The 21054-nt window shown below is 41.4% G+C and carries 14 protein-coding genes, 2 tRNA genes and 2 rRNA genes; 11 read left to right on the top strand and 7 right to left on the bottom strand.

All coding sequences use genetic code 11. The annotated features are described in order from the left end of the window. The first annotated feature begins 66 nt into the window (after window positions 1-66). Window positions 67-2262, top strand: a complete 2196-nt coding sequence (recQ, locus tag T8I65_RS11935) for a DNA helicase RecQ (RefSeq protein WP_322300814.1) — start codon at window positions 67-69, stop codon at window positions 2260-2262. Between the two features lie 63 nt (window positions 2263-2325). Here the strand turns inward: recQ and T8I65_RS11930 are convergent, their stop codons facing one another. From T8I65_RS11930 to T8I65_RS11920, 3 genes are all read right to left on the bottom strand, one after another. Continuing rightward, entirely contained in the window at window positions 2326-2928 is a 603-nt protein-coding gene (locus tag T8I65_RS11930) for an outer membrane beta-barrel protein (protein ID WP_322300813.1), read from the bottom strand. Between the two features lie 132 nt (window positions 2929-3060). Continuing rightward, complete coding sequence (locus tag T8I65_RS11925) at window positions 3061-4014, bottom strand: transketolase family protein (RefSeq protein WP_322300812.1); 954 nt, start codon at window positions 4012-4014, stop codon at window positions 3061-3063. A 33-nt stretch (window positions 4015-4047) separates the two neighbouring features. Continuing rightward, on the bottom strand, window positions 4048-4893 hold the full coding sequence (locus tag T8I65_RS11920) for a transketolase (RefSeq protein ID WP_322300811.1): 846 nt from the start codon (window positions 4891-4893) through the stop codon (window positions 4048-4050). A 166-nt stretch (window positions 4894-5059) separates the two neighbouring features. On the opposite strand from T8I65_RS11920, the gene tgt reads away from it, so the two are divergent. The 6 genes from tgt (at window position 5060) to T8I65_RS11890 (ending at window position 11813) form a co-directional block, all read left to right on the top strand. Continuing rightward, window positions 5060-6190, top strand: coding sequence for a tRNA guanosine(34) transglycosylase Tgt (gene tgt, locus T8I65_RS11915; RefSeq protein WP_141878387.1), 1131 nt, complete (start codon window positions 5060-5062; stop codon window positions 6188-6190). Window positions 6191-6199: 9 nt separating this feature from the next. Then, window positions 6200-7276: an LptF/LptG family permease gene (locus T8I65_RS11910; RefSeq protein ID WP_322300810.1), complete on the top strand. Its 1077-nt coding sequence runs from the start codon at window positions 6200-6202 to the stop codon at window positions 7274-7276. 95 nt (window positions 7277-7371) lie between these two features. Continuing rightward, on the top strand, window positions 7372-8325 hold the full coding sequence (locus tag T8I65_RS11905; protein ID WP_322300809.1) for an acetyl-CoA carboxylase carboxyltransferase subunit alpha: 954 nt from the start codon (window positions 7372-7374) through the stop codon (window positions 8323-8325). A 169-nt stretch (window positions 8326-8494) separates the two neighbouring features. Beyond that, window positions 8495-10042, top strand: a complete 1548-nt coding sequence (gene dnaB, locus T8I65_RS11900) for a replicative DNA helicase (RefSeq protein ID WP_322300808.1) — start codon at window positions 8495-8497, stop codon at window positions 10040-10042. Then, a complete protein-coding gene (locus tag T8I65_RS11895; protein ID WP_416173218.1) occupies window positions 10020-11369 on the top strand; it encodes an asparagine synthetase B in 1350 nt (449 codons plus the stop codon). The genes dnaB and T8I65_RS11895 overlap by 23 nt, the downstream gene beginning before the upstream one ends. 9 nt (window positions 11370-11378) lie before the next feature. Beyond that, window positions 11379-11813 (top strand): secondary thiamine-phosphate synthase enzyme YjbQ, encoded by a 435-nt coding sequence (locus T8I65_RS11890; protein WP_322300806.1) that lies wholly within the window; start codon window positions 11379-11381, stop codon window positions 11811-11813. 72 nt (window positions 11814-11885) lie between these two features. Here T8I65_RS11890 and rplT read toward each other — a convergent pair whose 3' ends face one another. From rplT to thrS, 4 genes are all read right to left on the bottom strand, one after another. Then, a complete protein-coding gene (rplT, locus tag T8I65_RS11885; protein ID WP_026914511.1) occupies window positions 11886-12230 on the bottom strand; it encodes a 50S ribosomal protein L20 in 345 nt (114 codons plus the stop codon). Between the two features lie 132 nt (window positions 12231-12362). After that, window positions 12363-12560 carry a 50S ribosomal protein L35 gene (gene rpmI, locus T8I65_RS11880; protein WP_141878381.1) on the bottom strand — a complete coding sequence of 66 codons (198 nt, stop codon included), beginning with the start codon at window positions 12558-12560 and terminating at the stop codon, window positions 12363-12365. Between the two features lie 36 nt (window positions 12561-12596). Beyond that, a complete protein-coding gene (gene infC, locus T8I65_RS11875) occupies window positions 12597-13094 on the bottom strand; it encodes a translation initiation factor IF-3 (RefSeq protein WP_141878380.1) in 498 nt (165 codons plus the stop codon). 81 nt (window positions 13095-13175) lie between these two features. Next, window positions 13176-15122 (bottom strand): threonine--tRNA ligase, encoded by a 1947-nt coding sequence (gene thrS, locus T8I65_RS11870; RefSeq protein ID WP_322300805.1) that lies wholly within the window; start codon window positions 15120-15122, stop codon window positions 13176-13178. An 891-nt stretch (window positions 15123-16013) separates the two neighbouring features. On the opposite strand from thrS, the gene T8I65_RS11865 reads away from it, so the two are divergent. The 4 genes from T8I65_RS11865 to T8I65_RS11850 all read left to right on the top strand — a co-directional run bounded on the left by T8I65_RS11865 (window position 16014) and on the right by T8I65_RS11850 (window position 20980). After that, window positions 16014-17543, top strand: a 16S ribosomal RNA gene (locus tag T8I65_RS11865). 99 nt (window positions 17544-17642) lie between these two features. Beyond that, window positions 17643-17716 (top strand) — tRNA-Ile (locus T8I65_RS11860). A gap of 122 nt (window positions 17717-17838) precedes the next feature. Next, window positions 17839-17912: transfer RNA gene (locus T8I65_RS11855), tRNA-Ala, on the top strand. A 233-nt stretch (window positions 17913-18145) separates the two neighbouring features. After that, window positions 18146-20980, top strand: a 23S ribosomal RNA gene (locus tag T8I65_RS11850). The 16S and 23S rRNA genes sit together here with 2 tRNA genes alongside, the layout of an rRNA operon. Window positions 20981-21054 lie beyond the last annotated feature (74 nt).

Genomic DNA, 21054 nt, shown 5'->3' with positions numbered 1-21054 from the left:
TTGCAGGTACTAAAGAAAACCGTATATTTAGTTATACAAATGTATGTAAAATTGTAACACAATTGAATGGGTTTGACCGAAATTGATTTACACAAAGAACTGAAGAAGTACTTTGGTTTTAGTCAGTTTAAGGGGCTTCAGGAAGATGTAATCACCAGTATCGTAAATGGCCATGACACATTCGTTGTTATGCCAACGGGTGGAGGTAAATCATTATGTTATCAGCTCCCTGCACTAATACAGGATGGAACAGCGATTGTTGTTTCCCCACTTATAGCTTTAATGAAGAACCAGGTAGATGCTATTCGTAGTATCTCTTCAGAATATGGTATTGCTCATGTTCTGAATTCCTCTTTAAATAAGACAGAAGTAAACCAGGTGAAAACAGATATCGATAATGGTGTCTGTAAACTGCTTTATGTGGCTCCGGAATCCCTGACCAAAGAAGATTATGTGGACTTTCTGAAGCATCAGAAGATCTCGTTCCTCGCCGTAGATGAAGCGCACTGTATAAGTGAATGGGGACACGACTTCAGGCCAGAATATCGGAATTTAAGACATATACTTCAGCGTATAGGAGATAATATACCGGTAATTGGCCTTACCGCCACGGCTACTCCCAAGGTTCAGGAAGATATTCTGAAGAACCTGGGAATCACCGATGCTAATACTTTTAAGGCAAGTTTTAACCGACCTAACCTGTACTATGAGGTACGTCCTAAAACCAAGAATGTTGATGCCGATATTATTCGTTTCGTAAAAAAGAACGATGGTAAATCTGGTATCATCTATTGCTTAAGCAGAAAGAAAGTGGAAGAGCTTGCCCAAACCCTTCAGGTAAATGGTATTAAAGCCGTTCCTTACCATGCCGGCCTCGACGCAAAAACACGTTCCAGACACCAGGATATGTTTCTTATGGAAGATATCGATGTCGTGGTGGCGACCATCGCCTTTGGGATGGGGATCGACAAGCCAGACGTTCGTTTTGTGATCCATCATGACATTCCAAAGAGTATAGAAAGTTATTACCAGGAAACTGGTCGTGCCGGTAGAGATGGTGGTGAAGGACATTGTCTTGCATTCTACAGTTATAAGGACATTGAAAAACTTGAGAAGTTTATGAGCGGTAAACCTGTCGCAGAACAGGAAATTGGTCATGCGCTATTACAGGAAGTGGTTGCTTTCGCTGAAACTTCTATTTCAAGAAGAAAGTTCATACTGCATTATTTTGGTGAGGAATTCGATTCTGAAACCGGGGAAGGAGCAGATATGGATGATAATGTTCGGAATCCTAAGAATCAACATGAAGCCAAGGATGATCTTGAACTATTGCTGAAAACTGTAAAAGAAACAAATCAATTATATAAGTCTAAGGAAGTGGTGCGAACGCTTATTGGAAAAAGTAATGCGGTCATTCTTTCTCATAAGACCGATGAGCATCGTCTCTTCGGAAAAGGTAGTCACCAACATGCCGGTTACTGGATGGCACTTACCCGCCAGGCTTTGATTGCAGGATTCCTGAAAAAGGATATTGAAACTTACGGAGTGGTAAAACTTACTAAGCGTGGGGAAGAGTATCTTAAGAATCCAGTGTCATTTATGATGACCGAGGATCATGTTTTTAATGATATTACTGAAGAGGTCGTTGTACCTCAAAAGTCGGCGAATACAGTTGATGATCAGCTGGTAAAAATGCTAAAGGAGCTTCGGAAGAAAGTTGCCAAAAAGAAAGACCTGCCTCCATTTGTGATCTTTCAGGATCCATCTTTAGAAGATATGGCTCTTAAATACCCGGTAAATATAGAGGAATTGGGAAACATTCACGGAGTAGGAGAAGGAAAGGCAAAAAAATATGGAGCCGATTTTGTAGATCTTATCTCTAGATATGTTGAGGATAATGATATTGTAAGGCCTGATGATTTTGTAGTGAAATCTACCGGAGCCAATAGTGCTTTGAAACTATTTATTATTCAGAGTGTAGACAGAAAATTACCATTATCAGATATTGCTTCTGCCAAAGGCATGCAAATGCCAGAGTTTATCAAAGAAATGGAAGCGATTGTCTACAGCGGAACTAAACTGAATATTGACTATTATCTAGATGATATTCTTGATGAAGATCAACAGGAAGAGATTCATGAATATTTTCTGGAAGCTGAAACCGATAAGATCGATGAAGCAATGGAGGAATTTGATGGTGATTATGATGATGAAGAATTACGATTATACCGAATCAAGTTTATAAGTCAGGTAGCGAACTAAAACAAAAACCCGGAATCTCTTCCGGGTTTTTTTATTACTATAAATCTAAATTTCAAATTTAATCTAGAGCGAATACGCTACACTCAGGATCCATTGTGATGGTCTTGAATCTATAGTGAAACCACTATCGGCAGCAAGATTTCCACCCAACGCCTGGTTATCCTGAAAAGCTCCTTCATATCGAATATCGAAACCAAGCCTGCCTAGATCCAGACCTGCTCCTAATTGATAGCCAACGCTAATCTCATTTTCCACATCACCAATACTCAAATTGGTATTTTCCAGTTCATTTTTCAGAATATATTGAAATGTGGGACCTGCTTTGATATTTAGAGGTCCTAGTACATTAATTCCTAAAAGTACAGGAGCATCTAACTTCTGAAGCTTATAATCAAATTGTGAATACTCGGTGTTCATTTCTGTATAAACCAATTCCGGGCGAAGAAAGATTCCCAGTATTTCGAACTGTCCAAAAAATCCTGCATGAAATCCAGTCTTGTTTTCTCCATCTTCAAATGAATCGCTGAAATCATCGGTTAGACGGCTAATAGATTCGTATTCTCCGGTTGCACCATAATTTAATCCACCTTTGATCCCAAAACTTGCATCCTGTGCAGAAACATTCAGCGCACCAATCATTAGTGCAAACATCATTAACTTTTTCATAGGTATAATTTTATCTTATTTCAGGCTACTATAACGCCATGGGTTTATGGTTTATTTCAGTAAAAGTAGAAAAGCCTTCCGAAGATAAACTTCAGAAGGCTTTAATATGCTGACTTCTATGTTATAGAAGTATTATTTTCTTTTAATAGCTTTTTCCGCAGCCTTTACAATAGCAGCAGAGTTCAAACCATATTTTTCCATCAGCTGAGCAGGAGTTCCGCTTTCCCCGAAGCAATCTTCAGTCGCCACGAATTCCTGAGGTGTAGGATGGTGAGAAGCCAGAGTTCTGGCAACACTTTCACCAAGGCCGCCAAGGAAGTTATGCTCTTCAGCAGTAACCACACATCCGGTTTTCTTAGCTGAAGCAATCACAGCCTCTTCATCAAGTGGTTTGATCGTATGAATGTTGATCACCTCTGCACTAATACCTTTTTCATTCAGCTCCACAGCCGCTTGAATGGCTTCCCAAACTAGATGACCAGTTGCAATGATGCTAACATCGGTACCTTCATATAGATGCACCGCTTTCCCGATCTGGAAATCCTGATCATCTTCAGTAAAATTAGCAACCTTTGGTCGGCCAAATCTCAGGTAAACAGGACCATCGTAATCTGCAATCGCCTTGGTAGCAGCTTTGGTCTGGTTATAATCACAGGTGTTGATTACCGTCATTCCAGGTAGCATTTTCATCAAGCCAATATCTTCAAGGATCTGGTGAGTTGCACCATCTTCTCCTAAAGTAACTCCGGCGTGACTCGCACAGATCTTCACATTCTTTCCAGAATAGGCAACACTTTGTCGAATCTGGTCGTAAACTCTACCGGTAGAGAAGTTGGCGAAAGTTCCTGTAAACGGAATTTTTCCACCAATGGTCATCCCTGCTGCCATCCCGATCATATTCGCTTCAGCAATACCAACCTGGAAAAATCTTTCAGGATGATTTGCTTTGAAGTCGTCCATTTTCAGAGATCCGGTAAGATCGGCGCATAGCGCAACCACATTCTCGTTAGATTGGCCAAGTTCTGTCAAGCCATCTCCAAAACCAGATCTGGTATCCTTACTTCCTTTATTTATATATTCTTTCATGATATTCTTAATTTTGATTTTAATGAATTTGGCTTAGTAATCACCTAGGGTTTCAGGGTTCTGAGAAAGTCCTTTTTCCAACTGCTCGTCGTTTGGAGCTTTCCCATGCCATGCGTGCGTATGCATCATGAAATCGACACCATTACCCATTACCGTGTTCATTAAAATACAGACTGGCTTACCTTTTCCAGTTCTGTTTTTAGCTTCTTTAAGTCCGTCGATCACCTGTTGAAGATTGTTTCCATCTTCAATTTCCATCACGTCCCAGCCAAATGCTTCAAATTTAGCTCCAAGGTTTCCTAGCGGAAGTACCTTCTCTGTACTACCATCGATTTGCTGACCGTTGAGGTCTACTGTAGAAATAAGGTTGTCCACTTTATTTCCGGCAGCATACATGATCGCTTCCCAGTTCTGACCTTCCTGCAACTCTCCATCACCATGAAGAGTGTAAACTATATGATCATCATTATTAAGTTTCTTGGCCTGAGCAGCACCAAGAGCAACGCTCATTCCCTGTCCCAGAGATCCTGAAGCGATTCTAACTCCAGGCAATCCCTCATGAGTTGTTGGATGTCCCTGTAATCTTGAATCAATTAATCTAAAAGTACTGAGTTCTTCTACCGGGAAATAACCACTTCTGGCTAGAACGCTGTAAAAAACCGGGGAGATATGACCATTGGAAAGAAAGAACAGGTCTTCTCCTTTACCATCCATGTTGAAGCTGGTGTTGTGATCCATAACTTCCTGGTAAAGAGCCGTAAAAAATTCAGCGCAGCCTAAAGAACCTCCAGGGTGACCAGAGTTTACTTTATGCACCTGTCGCAGAATATCGCGGCGAACCTGAGTGACAAAATCTTGTAATTCGTTGATGTTTGGCATTTTATAATGTGTTGTTTTGTTGCCGCAAAAATAAGCGATTTAAAGCCTTTGACAAAGCAACCATACCCCAGTTATTAACTTTTTCAGCAAAATACTAACAGGCTCTGTGAACTCTGACTTCCATTTGAGTTTTGAATGAGTATCTTTGCAGCGATTAAACAGAACTATGAAATTTGAACTTTTATCTACCGATGCCGGTAGTAAAGCACGTGCCGGAAGTATTACCACAGATCATGGCAAGATCGAAACACCAATTTTTATGCCGGTTGGAACGGTAGCTACCGTTAAAGGCGTACATCAACGTGAATTGAAGGAAGATATTAATCCAGATATAATACTGGGAAATACCTACCATTTATACCTTAGACCACAAACTGAAATTCTGAGGAAAGCTGGTGGACTTCATAAGTTCATGAATTGGGACCGAAATATCCTTACAGATAGTGGTGGTTACCAGGTTTATTCACTTTCAGCAAGAAGAAAGATCAAGGAAGAAGGTGTGAAGTTCAAATCTCATATAGATGGTTCTTATCATACGTTTACTCCGGAAAATGTAATGGAAATTCAGCGTACCATTGGAGCCGATATTATTATGGCTTTTGATGAATGTACTCCATATCCATGTGATTATAATTATGCAAAGAGATCTATGCATATGACGCATCGCTGGCTGGACAGGTGTATCAATCACCTTGAGAAAACGCCTGAAATTTACGATTATAAGCAAACACTTTTCCCAATCGTACAGGGGAGCACCTACAAAGATCTTCGGAAGCAATCTGCGGAATATATCGCAAATGCCGGAGCTGAAGGAAATGCTATTGGAGGATTATCTGTAGGAGAACCGGCAGATGAAATGTATGCAATGACTGAAGTGGTTACTGCAATACTACCGGAAGACAAGCCACGTTATCTAATGGGAGTGGGAACACCAATTAATATTCTTGAAAATATTGCTCTTGGAGTAGATATGTTCGATTGCGTGATGCCAACAAGGAATGGACGAAACGGTATGTTATTTACATCCCACGGAACCATTAATATCAAGAACAAAAAATGGGCAGATGACTTTTCACCAATAGATCCTGAGGGTGTTAGCTTTGTAGATTCAGAGTATTCTAAAGCCTATGTTCGACATCTATTTACAGTAAATGAAATGCTTGGCAGGCAAATTGCAAGTATTCATAATCTTAGTTTCTACCTGTGGTTGACGAGAGAAGCCAGAAAGCATATATTAGCCGGAGATTTCACGCAGTGGAAAGATAAGATGGTAAAACAAATGGATAAACGATTATAATTCCGGAATTTGAAAATTCTCGATTGGTATATACTTAAAAGATATCTGGGAACCTTCAGTATGATGCTGTTGTTGTTTATTCCAATTGGTATCACTGTAAACCTTGCTGAAAAGATCGACAAGATTCTGGATAATGAAGTGCCCTTTATTGAAGTTGCCTATTACTATCTGGACTTTACCATCTATTTTGCAAATCTCTTATTTCCTATATTTCTATTCTTATCGGTCATCTGGTTCACCTCGAAACTGGCCATGAATACCGAGATCGTTGCGTTTTTGAGTAGCGGTGTTTCCTTTTATAGATTTCTGAGGCCTTATTTGATAGGGGCAACCATTGTTTGTATTGGTGCATTGATTCTTTCCATGTATCTCGCACCTCAAGCGAGTAAAGGTTTTAATGAGTTTAAATACAGGTATTTAAAACACGGGCAGGAAACCAGGGAAACCAATGATGTCTACCGGCAGATCAATGATAACGAGTTCATCTACGCGAATCACTTTTCCCCAAGTTCAAATTCTGCACGTAACTTTACGCTGGAACACTTTGAGGATAATGAGTTGAAATTTAAGATAAGCGCTTCAAGTTTACGCTATAATCCAGAGGACAGTACGTACAGGCTTACTATGGCTGACAAACGTATTGTGGGTGCCAGAGGCGATAGTATTTTTAACTATAGAACCCTGGATACGATTCTGCCATTCGAATTCGATGAACTTACACCTGAATCTTATATCGCTGAAACATTAAATTATACCGAACTAAAGGAGTTCATCACCAAGGAAAAGAGAAGAGGTTCGGGGAATATAAGCAGGTATGAAGTAGTGGCTTATAAACGTTGGAGTATTCCTATTTCAGCTTTTATTCTAACAATAATTGCCGTTGCAGTTTCTTCATTCAAGAGAAGAGGAGGAATGGGAGTGAATCTTGCGGTAGGAATATGCCTGGCCTTTATTTTTATCTTTTTCGACAAGGTTTTTGGAACCATGGCAGAGCAGTCGACGTTCTCGCCCTTGATAGCTGTATGGTTACCTAATATAGTATTTGGGATACTGGCCATCGTGCTTCTTATTCGCGCGAAGCGTTAATCCATATCTGTTGAAAATTTAAACTTTATCAGCCATTTCTATCCTTTCAAAGTTGTTATATTTGTGAGCTATTTAAATTAATAACCATAAGAAATATGGAGTATTTAGAATTTGAACAACCTATCAAGGAGCTGGAGGAACAATATGCCAAAGCCTGCAATATTGGACAGGAAAGTGATGTAGATGTTACGGCAACCTGCAAGCAAATTGAGAAGAAACTTGCTGAAACCAAGAAACAAATCTATAAGAATCTTACTCCCTGGCAGAGAGTACAACTTTCCAGGCATCCTAACAGACCCTATACCTTAGATTATATAAATGCTATTTGTGGAGATACTTTTCTTGAATTGCACGGTGACCGTAATGTGAAGGATGATAAAGCAATGATTGGTGGTCTTGGAAAGATCGATGATCAAAGTTTTATGTTCATTGGTCAGCAGAAAGGTTATAATACCAAAACAAGACAGTACCGTAATTTCGGGATGGCCAATCCTGAAGGGTATAGAAAAGCGCTTCGTTTAATGAAGTCTGCTGAAAAGTTTGGTGTTCCAGTAGTATGCTTGGTGGATACTCCTGGAGCATATCCTGGTCTTGAAGCTGAAGAGCGCGGACAGGGTGAAGCGATCGCGAGAAATATTCTTGAAATGACAAGACTAAAGGTGCCAATTATCGTAGTTATTATTGGTGAAGGTGCCAGTGGTGGAGCTTTAGGAATAGGTGTTGGAGATAAAGTACTGATGCTGGAAAATACCTGGTATTCTGTGATTTCTCCGGAAAGCTGTTCGTCAATTCTATGGAGAAGCTGGGAATACAAGGAAATTGCCGCAGATGCCTTGAAACTGACTTCTATAGATATGAAAAAGCAGAAGCTCATCGATGAGATCGTGAAAGAACCTTTAGGAGGTGCTCATAGCAATCGTGAAGAGCTCTTTAATACGGTAAAATCTTCAATTACCAAAGCATATTCTGAATTCAGAAACTTATCACCAGACCAACTGGTAGAAAATAGAATGGATAAATATTTAGACATGGGAGTGTTTAAAGGCTAACTGCTTTATTTATACATCATCGTTAGAAAATCCGGCAGTCAAATTCCGGATTTTTTTGTCTTATTAACACAAAATCGAAGTTATCAACAGGTAAATTGTTCATTACCTGTTGAGTACCTCAGGGCAATCTACTTAAGATTATCTTAACATTTTATTTACTTTCGTATCTATGGAAAAAATAAGCTCCCCCCAGAACATATCCTATAAAAAAACAAATGTGGTAAGCCTTGAAAAAGGTAAAGTTCCGCCTCAAGCTGTTGATTTAGAAGAGGTTGTGCTTGGTGCAATGATGATCGACAAAAAAGGAGTTGATGAGATCATTGATATTTTGGTACCGGATGCCTTTTACAAGAATTCCCATAAGTTGATCTATGATGCCATTAAAAAACTGTTCGATGCCTCTGAAGCGATTGACTTATTAACCGTTTCTAACCAACTTAAGAAAGATAAGGTGTTTGATAAGGTTGGAGGAGACTATTATCTTATTCAGCTTACTCAAAAGGTGTCCAGTAGTGCGCATATTGAGTTTCACGCGCGTATTATTTTACAGAAGTATATTCAGAGATCATTAATTAAGATCTCCAACGAAATAATTGAAGAAGCATTTGATGAAGGTTCAGATGTATTCGATCTTCTGGATTCAGCAGAATCCAAACTTTATGAAGTAACCCAGGGGAATATCAAGAGATCCACCGAAACTGCACAATCTTTGGTGATCCAGGCAAAGAAGAAGATCCAGGAGATTTCCAACAAAGAAGGTCTTAGTGGAGTTCCTTCAGGATTCGATAAACTTGATGATCTTACTTCAGGATGGCAACCTTCAGATTTAATTATCGTTGCCGCCCGTCCAGGTATGGGTAAAACGGCGCTTACGTTGTCTATGGCCCGGAATATTGCGGTAGATCAGGGTTTTCCGGTAGCATTCTTTTCTTTAGAGATGTCTTCAGTACAGTTGATCACTCGTTTGATCTCTTCTGAAACCGGACTCTCTTCAGAAAAACTCAGAACCGGTAAACTGGAGCAGCACGAATGGGAGCAATTGAATGTAAAGGTGAAAGATCTCGAAAAGGCACCGTTATTTATTGATGATACTCCGTCACTTTCTATTTTTGATCTACGTGCAAAAGCCAGACGTCTTGCCTCCCAGCATGGGATAAGGCTTATTGTTATAGATTATTTGCAATTAATGACAGCTGGTGGTGGGCAGAAAGGTGGAAACCGTGAACAGGAGATTTCCATGATTTCCAGAAACCTGAAAGCTCTTGCCAAAGAACTTAATGTTCCGGTAATCGCCCTTTCACAGCTTTCCCGTGCGGTTGAAACACGTGGTGGAAGTAAACGACCACTATTATCCGACCTTAGGGAATCTGGAGCGATCGAGCAGGATGCAGATATTGTGTCCTTTATTTATCGTCCGGAATATTATAAGATCGAGGAATGGGATGATGAAGAAAGAACTCCTACGCAGGGGCAGGGTGAATTTATTGTAGCAAAGCACCGTAATGGTGGTCTGGAAAATATTCGCTTAAAGTTTATTGGAGAACTCGGTAAATTCGATAATTTAGAAGACTTTAGTTTCCCTTCTGAAATTCCCTCAAGTATGAATAGTGGAGATGGGGATGACTTCGGAAATTTCAATTTACCAAATCCTAGTGCAGATGAAGCATTTGGAAGCTCAATGAATAGTGAGGATGATGATAGCGACGTTCCATTTTAATGATTTTAAACTGAAGAATTTCAGCAAGATAGGACATTTAAAAAATATCATAAAAAGCAAAGTACTTCAAACTACTTTGCTTTTTTTGTTTCTGTTGATCACCAGTTCTACTGCAAATGCCTCTAAAGTACTTATTCCAATGGATGCGAGTACGCAAAATGATCATTTGAAGGCTTACGGAATGGTGTATTTTTCTCTTAAGAAAAGTTTCAAGGTGAACTGGCTGCTGAATTACAGGGGAGGTTCGTTCCTGGTTTCAGATCATCCAGATCTTCGGAAAGAATGTAAGATTCGTGGTGTGTCTTTCGAGATCATCAGTGATCAAAAAGCTGAAAGTATCCTACAAGAAATAAGCAGTCCTTCCCAGAATATGGAATCAGTTCCGCTCGAGAAGGCACCTAAAATTGCAGTTTATAGTCCGCAGGGAAATAAACCCTGGGATGATGCCGTTACTATGGCACTTAGTTATGCTGAAATACCATATACTACCATCTACGATCGGGAAGTTCTGGCAGATGGCCTGCTCTTGTACGACTGGCTTCACCTGCATCATGAAGATTTCACCGGACAATATGGGAAGTTTTATCGCAGTTTTAAAACTACTCCATGGTATATAGAAGACAAGAGGCAAGCTGAAAGTCTGGCAAGAGAGCTGGGTTATGAAAAAGTATCAGAAGAGAAACTTGCGGTGGCCAGGAGAATAAGTGAATATGTAAAAGGTGGAGGTTTTATGTTTGCCATGTGTAGTGCCACAGATAGTTTCGATATCGCTTTGGCGGCAGATGGGGTAGATATCGCAGAAGCAATGTTTGATGGTGATCCAAGTGAACCGGCTTACCAATCTAAATTAAATTATGATCTCAGCTTTGCGTTTACCAATTTTATTTTGGAGAGAAGCCCGTTGGTTTATGAATTCTCTAATATTGATATGACTTCGAAACGGCAAATGATCGAAAAGGAAAGTGATTATTTTACTTTGATGGACTATTCGGCGAAATGGGATGTGGTGCCTACCATGCTTACACAAAATCATACCCGACTGGTAAAAGGTTTTATGGGACAAACAACAAGTTACGATCCGGAAACGATAAAACCTGGGGTTTTAATAATGGGCGAATCCAAACTGAATGGTGAAGCCAGATACATCCATGGGGTGAAAGGCAAGGGATTTTTCACCTTTTATGGAGGACATGATCCTGAAGATTATCAGCACAGGGTAGGGGATCCAAAAACCGAACTACAGTTGCATCCAAATTCGGCAGGATACCGGCTTATTCTTAATAATGTGCTATTTCCGGCAGCTAAGAAAAAGGAACAGAAAACTTAACAAAATTGAATGGAAATTTATCAGACTGAAATGCGCTTAAAACCACGCAAACGTGGTTTCCACTTAATTACCGATGAAATTTTAAATCATTGTTCAGAAATAGAAGACTTTAAATTCGGATTCTTGCAGATCTTTATCAAACATACCTCTGCTGGATTAACGATTAATGAGAATGCAGATCCAACTGTAAGAGAAGATTTCCGTAGTCATTTTGACAAAATGGTACCGGAAAATCAGGACTATTACAAACATACTACAGAGGGAAGTGACGATATGCCGGCGCATATCAAATCTTCACTTACCGGGCCTTCTTTGCAAATTCCTATTACTAATGGTAGTTTGAACATGGGAACCTGGCAGGGCATATATTTGTGTGAACATAGAAACTCTGGAGGATCGAGAAAACTTGTGCTAACAATCTATGGAGAGGAGGAGGATATCTAGATTCATTTTCGGATTAATGGAAAACAAAAAATCCCGCAATTGCGGGATTTTTCTATAAGAGAGTATAATTGTTTATTTTACTTTTTCTACAATCGCTTTGAAAGCCTCTGGGTGATTCATCGCCAAATCGGCAAGAACCTTACGGTTCAATCCAATTTCACTGGTTTTGATTTTCCCCATAAATTGAGAATAAGATAATCCTTCCTGTCTGGCTGCAGCGTTAATACGCATAATCCATAAAGAACGGAAATTACGTTTCTTAGCTTTACGGTCTCTATATGCATAAAGCATCGCTTTATCAACCGCATTTTTAGCAACGGTCCAAACGTTTTTACGACGTCCGAAATATCCTTTAGCTTGCTTTAAAACTTTTTTTCTACGTGCCCTTTTGGCAACTGAGTTTACTGATCTTGGCATATTTTAAATTTTTTTGTAGTAGGCGGTCGTTTACCGACACTTTCAACTTAACTTATTCTGTAGCACTATGCTCAGTCTAAGTGTTGCCCAACTCCATGGTTAAATAATTAATTAAACCTCAAGAGCTTCAATTTACTTTAAACGTAATTGAAGTTTGATATTTTGCTTATCTGCATCATGTACCAAAGTACTGTGAGTTAAGGCTAGCTTACGTTTCTTAGACTTCTTTGTTAAAATATGACTCTTAAACGCGTGCTTTCTTTTAATCTTACCTGTACCGGTTAGCTTGAAACGCTTTTTGGCACTGGATTTAGTTTTCATCTTAGGCATTACTGTCCTCTTTTTATAATTAACTCTCTTATTCTCTTATTTCGATTTCTTGGTAGGAGAGAGAAACATTGTCATTCTCTTTCCTTCAAGTTTTGGCATCTGTTCTACCTTTCCAAGTTCCTCAAGATCCTGTGCAAGTCTTAGAAGAAGAATTTCTCCTTTATCCTTGAACACGATAGATCGTCCTTTGAAAAATACAAAAGCCTTTAGCTTTGCACCGTCTTTCAAGAATTTCTCTGCATTACGTTTCTTAAACTCGTAATCATGATCATCTGTATTGGGACCAAATCGAATTTCTTTAACAACTACCTTACTGGCTTTAGCTTTCATGGCCTTTTCACGTTTCTTTTGTTCATAAAGAAACTTTTTATAGTCCATTACTTTTACCACTGGTGGTTTTGCGTTCGGAGAGATCTCTACTAGATCAAGACCCTGTTCCTCTGCAATTGCAAGAGCTTTCTTTACAGGATATACATCCATCTCTACGTTATCACCAACCAGGCGTACTTCGTCTGCTCTGATCTTCTCGTTGATTCGGTGCTGCTCTTCTTTTTGTCGACCGAACCTGTTCGGTTTTTTTCTACGTATAGCTATGGCTTAAAATTTTAATTAAACTTATGTTTTGAAAGGCTTTAAGGTACTACTGATTTCTGTATTAATCAAATCTGCAAAATCATCGATCTTCATCGTTCCCAAATCTCCTTCACTATGCTTACGAACAGAAATCGTACCATCTTTGGCTTCCTGCTCGCCGACAATCAACATATACGGGTATTTGTTTACTTCGGCTTCCCGAATCTTCTTCCCGATGGTTTCGTTTCTATTGTCTACAAGGGCGCGAATTTCGTGATTTTCAAGTAAATTTAAAACTTTTTGTGAGTAATTTTCATATTTCTCGCTGAGTGAGAGAATAATAGCCTGTTCCGGCATTAACCATAGTGGAAAATTACCACCGGTATGTTCCAGTAGAATTGCTATAAATCTTTCCATACTTCCAAAAGGAGCTCGGTGGATCATGACTGGGCGATGTGACTCATTGTCACTACCTTTGTATGTCAGGTCAAAGCGCTCTGGCAGATTATAGTCCACTTGAATCGTTCCAAGTTGCCAGCTTCTTCCCAGTGCATCCTTAACCATGAAGTCAAGTTTTGGTCCGTAGAAAGCTGCTTCACCTTTTTCGATCACATAATTAAGACCTTTTTCTTCCGCAGCACTTAAAATGGCCGACTCAGCTTTTTCCCAAACATCATCAGATCCTATATACTTATCTTTCTTCTCAGGATCCCTTAGAGACACCTGCGCGGTAAAGTCATCAAAACCTAAAGATGAGAATACATATAAGGTAAGGTCAATTACTTTTTTAAATTCTTCATCCAGCTGCTCCGGCATACAGAATATATGGGCGTCATCCTGAGTAAAGCCTCTAACTCTGGTTAAACCATGCAATTCTCCACTTTGCTCATACCTATATACAGTACCAAACTCCGCAAATCTCTTCGGAAGGTCACGATAACTCCATGAACTCGCATTATACATTTCACAATGATGCGGGCAGTTCATGGGCTTCAGTAGAAATTCCTCCCCTTCATTAGGAGTCGTTATTGGCTGAAAACTATCTTCCCCGTATTTAGCATAATGACCAGAAGTTACATATAGTTCCTTATGACCAATGTGCGGACTTACAACCATTTCATAGCCGGCTTTCTTCTGAGCTTTTTTTAGGAAATTCTCGAGTCTCTCTCTAAGAGCTGCACCTTTCGGAAGCCATAATGGTAATCCCTGTCCAACTTTTTGAGAAAAAGTGAATAGCTCCAGTTCCTTCCCTAATTTTCTATGATCTCTTTTTTTGGCTTCTTCCAATAGAGCCAGATATTCTTTTAATTCTTTTTGCTTCGGAAATGATATACCATATACTCTGGTTAATTGAGGATTGGTTTCATCACCTCTCCAGTATGCGCCGGCAACACTCATCAATTTTACCGCTTTGATGATTCCTGTATTTGGAATATGACCACCGCGGCAAAGATCTGTGAAAGTATCATGATCACAGAAGGTGATTTCACCATCAGTAAGATTTTCGATAAGCTCTACCTTAAAAGGATTGTTCTCCTTCTTGTAGAATTCCAGCGCATCGGCTTTAGAAACTGAACGCAGTGCAAAATCATGTTTACCACGGGAAATTTCCAGCATACGATCTTCGATCTTCTTGAAATCATTTTCTGAGATCTTATTCCCTCCGAAGTCTACATCATAGTAGAATCCTCTATCAATCGCTGGTCCTATAGTAAGCTTGGCTCCCGGGTACAGATCCTGAATAGCCTGAGCCATTACGTGAGAAGATGAATGCCAGAATGCTTTTTTACCTTCATCATTAGACCAGGTGAAAAGAACAAGATCGCCATCGGTATTTAAAGGTGTTGTGGTTTCCACAGTTTCATCATTGAACTTTGCAGAAATAACATTCCTTGCAAGTCCTTCGCTTATACTTCTGGCTACATCCATTGGAGTAGTGCCTTTTTCAAACTCTTTAATACTTCCGTCTGGCAGAGTGATCTTGATCATTATATACATGTTTTACGAAGTCGCAAAGATAAGGTGTTGAGTTTGGTTGCACAATACATACTTACCTATATACTATATATAGGTGTTGATTATCTCTTCGGAAATGTATTATGAAATTATTTAGACATTGATAATTCTGAAGTTCAACCACTTATAAATAATCTTGTGTTTATTTTATATTTTTTTTCAAAAAGTCATTGTGTAATTAAAATTGGGGTGTATATTTGCAGCCGCTTTGGGAGCAAGGCGTATGTTCGTTGAGAGTAGTAATGGTGGGTGATGTGAAAGGATCTGGCTTTAAAAAATTAAACTAAAATTTATTAAATTTTAGTTTGGTAGAAAGAAAAAAGTTAGTGTATATTTGCAGCCGCTTTGAGAGCAAGGCGTGCGTTCACTGAAAGGGTTTGTAAAGGGTAGGCTATTGTTGGTCTAAGGCAAAAAAATAAAAATTAAATTTCTTTAAATTTTATTTGGCTGGAGAGTAAAACTAGTTTTATATTTGCACCCGCTTTAAAAACGAAGCGACGTTCTTAAGAAGGTTGGCAGAGTTTAAAGGTAGGAAAGCTTTAGAAAAAGAAACTAAAAATTTTATTAAAAAAGTTTTGGTGGATAAAGAAAAAGCGTTGTATATTTGCACCCGCTTTGAGAACAAGCAAACGTTCAAAAATTACAGATTGAAATTACTGAAAACCACCGGATGGGGTGAGAGAATAAGGTTCGATTCCTTAGGTTTTAACAAGACAGATTGGGAGACCAATTAAAGTTCATTGATATATTGAATTGACAAAGGGTTTTATCTTTAATTAGATAGAATCAAGTGTATAAGAATTAAGACTAGAAAAGTCATACTGAGCAATTTCTTTAGTAATTGTTGAATATATTTAAGATTTAACGATGAAGAGTTTGATCCTGGCTCAGGATGAACGCTAGCGGCAGGCCTAACACATGCAAGTCGAACGGTAACAGGAATTAGCTTGCTAATTTGCTGACGAGTGGCGCACGGGTGCGTAACGCGTATACAATCTGCCTTTAAGCGGGGAATAGCCCATGGAAACGTGGATTAATACCCCATAGTATGTAGACTTCACCTGGAGATTACATTAAACATTTATGGCTTAAAGATGAGTATGCGTCCTATTAGTTAGTTGGTGAGGTAACGGCTTACCAAGACCGCGATAGGTAGGGGTCCTGAGAGGGAGATCCCCCACACTGGTACTGAGACACGGACCAGACTCCTACGGGAGGCAGCAGTGAGGAATATTGGACAATGGAGGCAACTCTGATCCAGCCATGCCGCGTGCAGGAAGACGGCCCTATGGGTTGTAAACTGCTTTTATACGGGAAGAACCACATCTACGTGTAGATGCTTGACGGTACCGTATGAATAAGGACCGGCTAACTCCGTGCCAGCAGCCGCGGTAATACGGAGGGTCCAAGCGTTATCCGGAATCATTGGGTTTAAAGGGTCCGTAGGCGGGATAATAAGTCAGTGGTGAAAGTCTGCAGCTCAACTGTAGAATTGCCATTGATACTGTTGTTCTTGAATTATTATGAAGTGGTTGGAATGAGTAGTGTAGCGGTGAAATGCATAGATATTACTCAGAACACCTATTGCGAAGGCAGATCACTAATAATATATTGACGCTGAGGGACGAAAGCGTAGGTAGCGAACAGGATTAGATACCCTGGTAGTCTACGCCGTAAACGATGGTTACTAGCTGTTCGGCTCGATTGAGAGCTGAGTGGTTAAGCGAAAGTGATAAGTAACCCACCTGGGGAGTACGTTCGCAAGAATGAAACTCAAAGGAATTGACGGGGGCCCGCACAAGCGGTGGAGCATGTGGTTTAATTCGATGATACGCGAGGAACCTTACCAGGGCTTAAATGCAGTTGGACAGGTCTGGAAACAGACCCTTCTTCGGACTAATTGCAAGGTGCTGCATGGTTGTCGTCAGCTCGTGCCGTGAGGTGTCAGGTTAAGTCCTATAACGAGCGCAACCCCTGTGGTTAGTTGCCAGCGAGTCATGTCGGGAACTCTAGCCAGACTGCCAGTGCAAACTGTGAGGAAGGTGGGGATGACGTCAAATCATCACGGCCCTTACGTCCTGGGCCACACACGTGCTACAATGGTAGGGACAGAGGGCAGCTACCCCGCGAGGGGATGCGAATCTTTAAACCCTATCACAGTTCGGATCGCAGTCTGCAACTCGACTGCGTGAAGCTGGAATCGCTAGTAATCGCATATCAGCCATGATGCGGTGAATACGTTCCCGGGCCTTGTACACACCGCCCGTCAAGCCATGGAAGCCGGGGGTACCTGAAGTCCGTCACCGTAAGGAGCGGCCTAGGGTAAAACTGGTAACTGGGGCTAAGTCGTAACAAGGTAGCCGTACCGGAAGGTGCGGCTGGAACACCTCCTTTCTAGAGCTTTGCATGTTTACATGCAAGCGACAATTAGTAAAGGGAAGTTTAGAAGGCCAATTTGGTCTTGATTCTTATGTCAATTCGGTTATTATGGACAGTCTCATAGCTCAGCTGGTTAGAGCGCTACACTGATAATGTAGAGGTCGGCAGTTCGAGTCTGCCTGAGACTACTTGAAAGAGTAAGCCATCAGGTTTATAAGTTCATTTGAAAAACTGAAAGGAAATTTTAGAGGTTGAGTAGCCGTTATAAGTACTGTTAACTAATAACTGGTTAGCTGGATACTAAAATAATGGGGGATTAGCTCAGCTGGCTAGAGCGCCTGCCTTGCACGCAGGAGGTCATCGGTTCGACTCCGATATTCTCCACGATTCCTAGAGATAGAGTGGGTTATAGTTTTTACAAACAACCAGGAAACATAAGTTTTTAGTTTGTAAGATCATCGAGACTCTATTGTGAATACGGGAAAAAAGTTCATTGACATATTGAAGAAACAAAGAATACGAGAACACTATTAGATAGAAATATTTAATATAAGTAATACATTATAATACTTCTGTTCTAGCGCAAGTTAGGATAGATTAGAGCATTAAGCAAAGCGCATACAAGCTAGATAAGGGCGTATGGGGAATGCCTAGGCTCTCAGAGGCGAAGAAGGACGTGATAAGCTGCGAAAAGTCGTGGGGATTGGCACATACAAATTGATCCGCGAATATCCGAATGGGGCAACCCACTATATTGAAGATATAGTATCCGCAAGGAGGCGAACCCGGAGAACTGAAACATCTAAGTACCCGGAGGAAGAGAAAACAATAGTGATTGCGCTAGTAGCGGCGAGCGAACGCGCAGAAGCCCAAACCAATGAGTTTACGGACTTATTGGGGTTGTAGGACTGCAACATTGTTTGTACAATGAATTAGAACAAGTTGGAAAGCTTGGCCAAAGACGGTGATAGCCCGGTATAGGAAAGTTGATATAAAGCATAGCAGTATCCTGAGTAGTGCGGGGCACGTGAAACCCTGTATGAATCCGGCGGGACCATCCGCCAAGGCTAAATACTCCTGAGAGACCGATAGTGAACCAGTACCGTGAGGGAAAGGTGAAAAGAACCCTGAATAAGGGAGTGAAATAGATCCTGAAACCATACGCTTACAAGCGGTCGGAGCCCTTTAGTGGGGTGACGGCGTGCCTTTTGCATAATGAGCCTACGAGTTACCGTTGCCAGCAAGGTTAAGCAGTTCAGCTGTGGAGCCGTAGCGAAAGCGAGTCTGAATAGGGCGCTTTAGTTGGTAGTGGTAGACGCGAAACCGTGTGATCTACCCTTGGGCAGGTTGAAGCTGTGGTAACACATAGTGGAGGACCGAACCCGTTGACGTTGAAAAGTCTTGGGATGACCTGAGGGTAGGGGTGAAAGGCCAATCAAACTCGGAAATAGCTCGTACTCCCCGAAATGCATTTAGGTGCAGCGATATAGATAGTTTTATAGAGGTAGAGCTACTGATTGGATGCGGGGGCTTCACCGCCTACCAATTCCTGACAAACTCCGAATGCTATAAAATGTTTCATATCAGTGAGGGCATGGGTGCTAAGGTCCATGTCCGAGAGGGAAAGAACCCAGACCATCAGCTAAGGTCCCAAAATATATGTTAAGTTGAAGAAACGCGGTTGAACTGCCCAGACAGCTAGGATGTTGGCTTGGAAGCAGCCATTCATTTAAAGAGTGCGTAACAGCTCACTAGTCGAGCGGTTCGGCATGGATAATAATCGGGCATAAACATATTACCGAAGCTATGGACTATAGTTTACTATAGTGGTAGGGGAGCATTGTAACAGAGATGAAGGTGAGTCGCGAGGCTTGCTGGATTGGTTACAAAAGAAAATGTAGGCATAAGTAACGATAATGCGGGCGAGAAACCCGCACACCGAAAGACTAAGGTTTCCTCAGCTATGCTAATCAGCTGAGGGTTAGTCGGGACCTAAGGCGAACCCGAAAGGGGTAGTCGATGGACAAGCAGTTAATATTCTGCTACTTGCCCCACGTTAAAGCGGACGGAGGCGTAAATTTGGTGCGTACTGACGGAATAGTACGTTGAAGGGAGTGGTAACACCCCGATAGTACACAAAAGCTACGGCCGGCGTGATAATCCAGAGGAGCGACTTCCAAGAAAAGCGAGTGGAGGCAACCCGTACCCTAAACCGACACAGGTAGTTGGGATGAGAATTCTAAGGTGCTCGAGAGATTCATGGCTAAGGAACTAGGCAAAATTGGCCCGTAACTTCGGGAGAAGGGTCGCCCCCCTTATGGGGGGGGCCGCAGTGAAAAGATCCAGGCGACTGTTTATCAAAAACACAGGGCTCTGCTAAATCGAAAGATGACGTATAGGGCCTGACACCTGCCCGGTGCTGGAAGGTTAAGGGGAGATGTTAGCATTAGCGAAGCATTGAACTGAAGCCCCAGTAAACGGCGGCCGTAACTATAACGGTCCTAAGGTAGCGAAATTCCTTGTCGGGTAAGTTCCGACCTGCACGAATGGTGCAACGATCTGGATACTGTCTCAGCCATGAGCTCGGTGAAATTGTAGTATCGGTGAAGATGCCGATTACCCGCTGTGGGACGAAAAGACCCCGTGCACCTTTACTATAGCTTAGTATTGACTTTGAACAAGTGATGTGTAGGATAGGTAGGAGACTTTGAAGCTGCATCGCCAGGTGTGGTGGAGTCGTTGTTGAAATACTACCCTTTACTTGTTTAGAGCCTAACTTCCAACGGAAGGACAGTGCTTGGTGGGTAGTTTGACTGGGGTGGTCGCCTCCAAAAGAGTAACGGAGGCTTCTAAAGGTTCCCTCAGCACGCTTGGTAACCGTGCGTAGAGTGCAATGGCAAAAGGGAGCTTGACTGAGAGACATACAGGTCGATCAGGTACGAAAGTAGAGCATAGTGATCCGGTGACACCGCATGGAAGGGTCATCGCTCAAAGGATAAAAGGTACGCCGGGGATAACAGGCTGATCTCCCCCAAGAGCTCACATCGACGGGGGGGTTTGGCACCTCGATGTCGGCTCGTCACATCCTGGGGCTGGAGAAGGTCCCAAGGGTTGGGCTGTTCGCCCATTAAAGTGGCACGCGAGCTGGGTTCAGAACGTCGTGAGACAGTTCGGTCTCTATCTACAGTGGGCGTTAGAAATTTGAGTGGACCTGATCCTAGTACGAGAGGACCGGATTGGACGAACCTCTGGTGTATCTGTTGTTCCGCCAGGAGCACTGCAGAGTAGCTACGTTCGGAAGGGATAAGCGCTGAAAGCATATAAGCGCGAAACCCACCACAAGATGAGATTTCTTTAAAGGACCGTGGGAGACTACCACGTTGATAGGCTATAGGTGTAAAGGCAGTAATGTCATAGCCGAGTAGTACTAATAATCCGTAAAGCTTGATGCGCGATGGCTCTGAGGCCTTAAAACCTCAGAGCCGCCAAATGCTTATTTTATAGTTGTAGTACAGGTACTTGTAAC

Origin of the sequence: Christiangramia sp. OXR-203 (assembly GCF_034372165.1) — a bacterium.
GTDB lineage: Bacteria > Bacteroidota > Bacteroidia > Flavobacteriales > Flavobacteriaceae > Christiangramia.
Note: the sequence above shows the minus strand (reverse complement) of the source record. Positions and strands in the feature narration are given on the sequence as shown.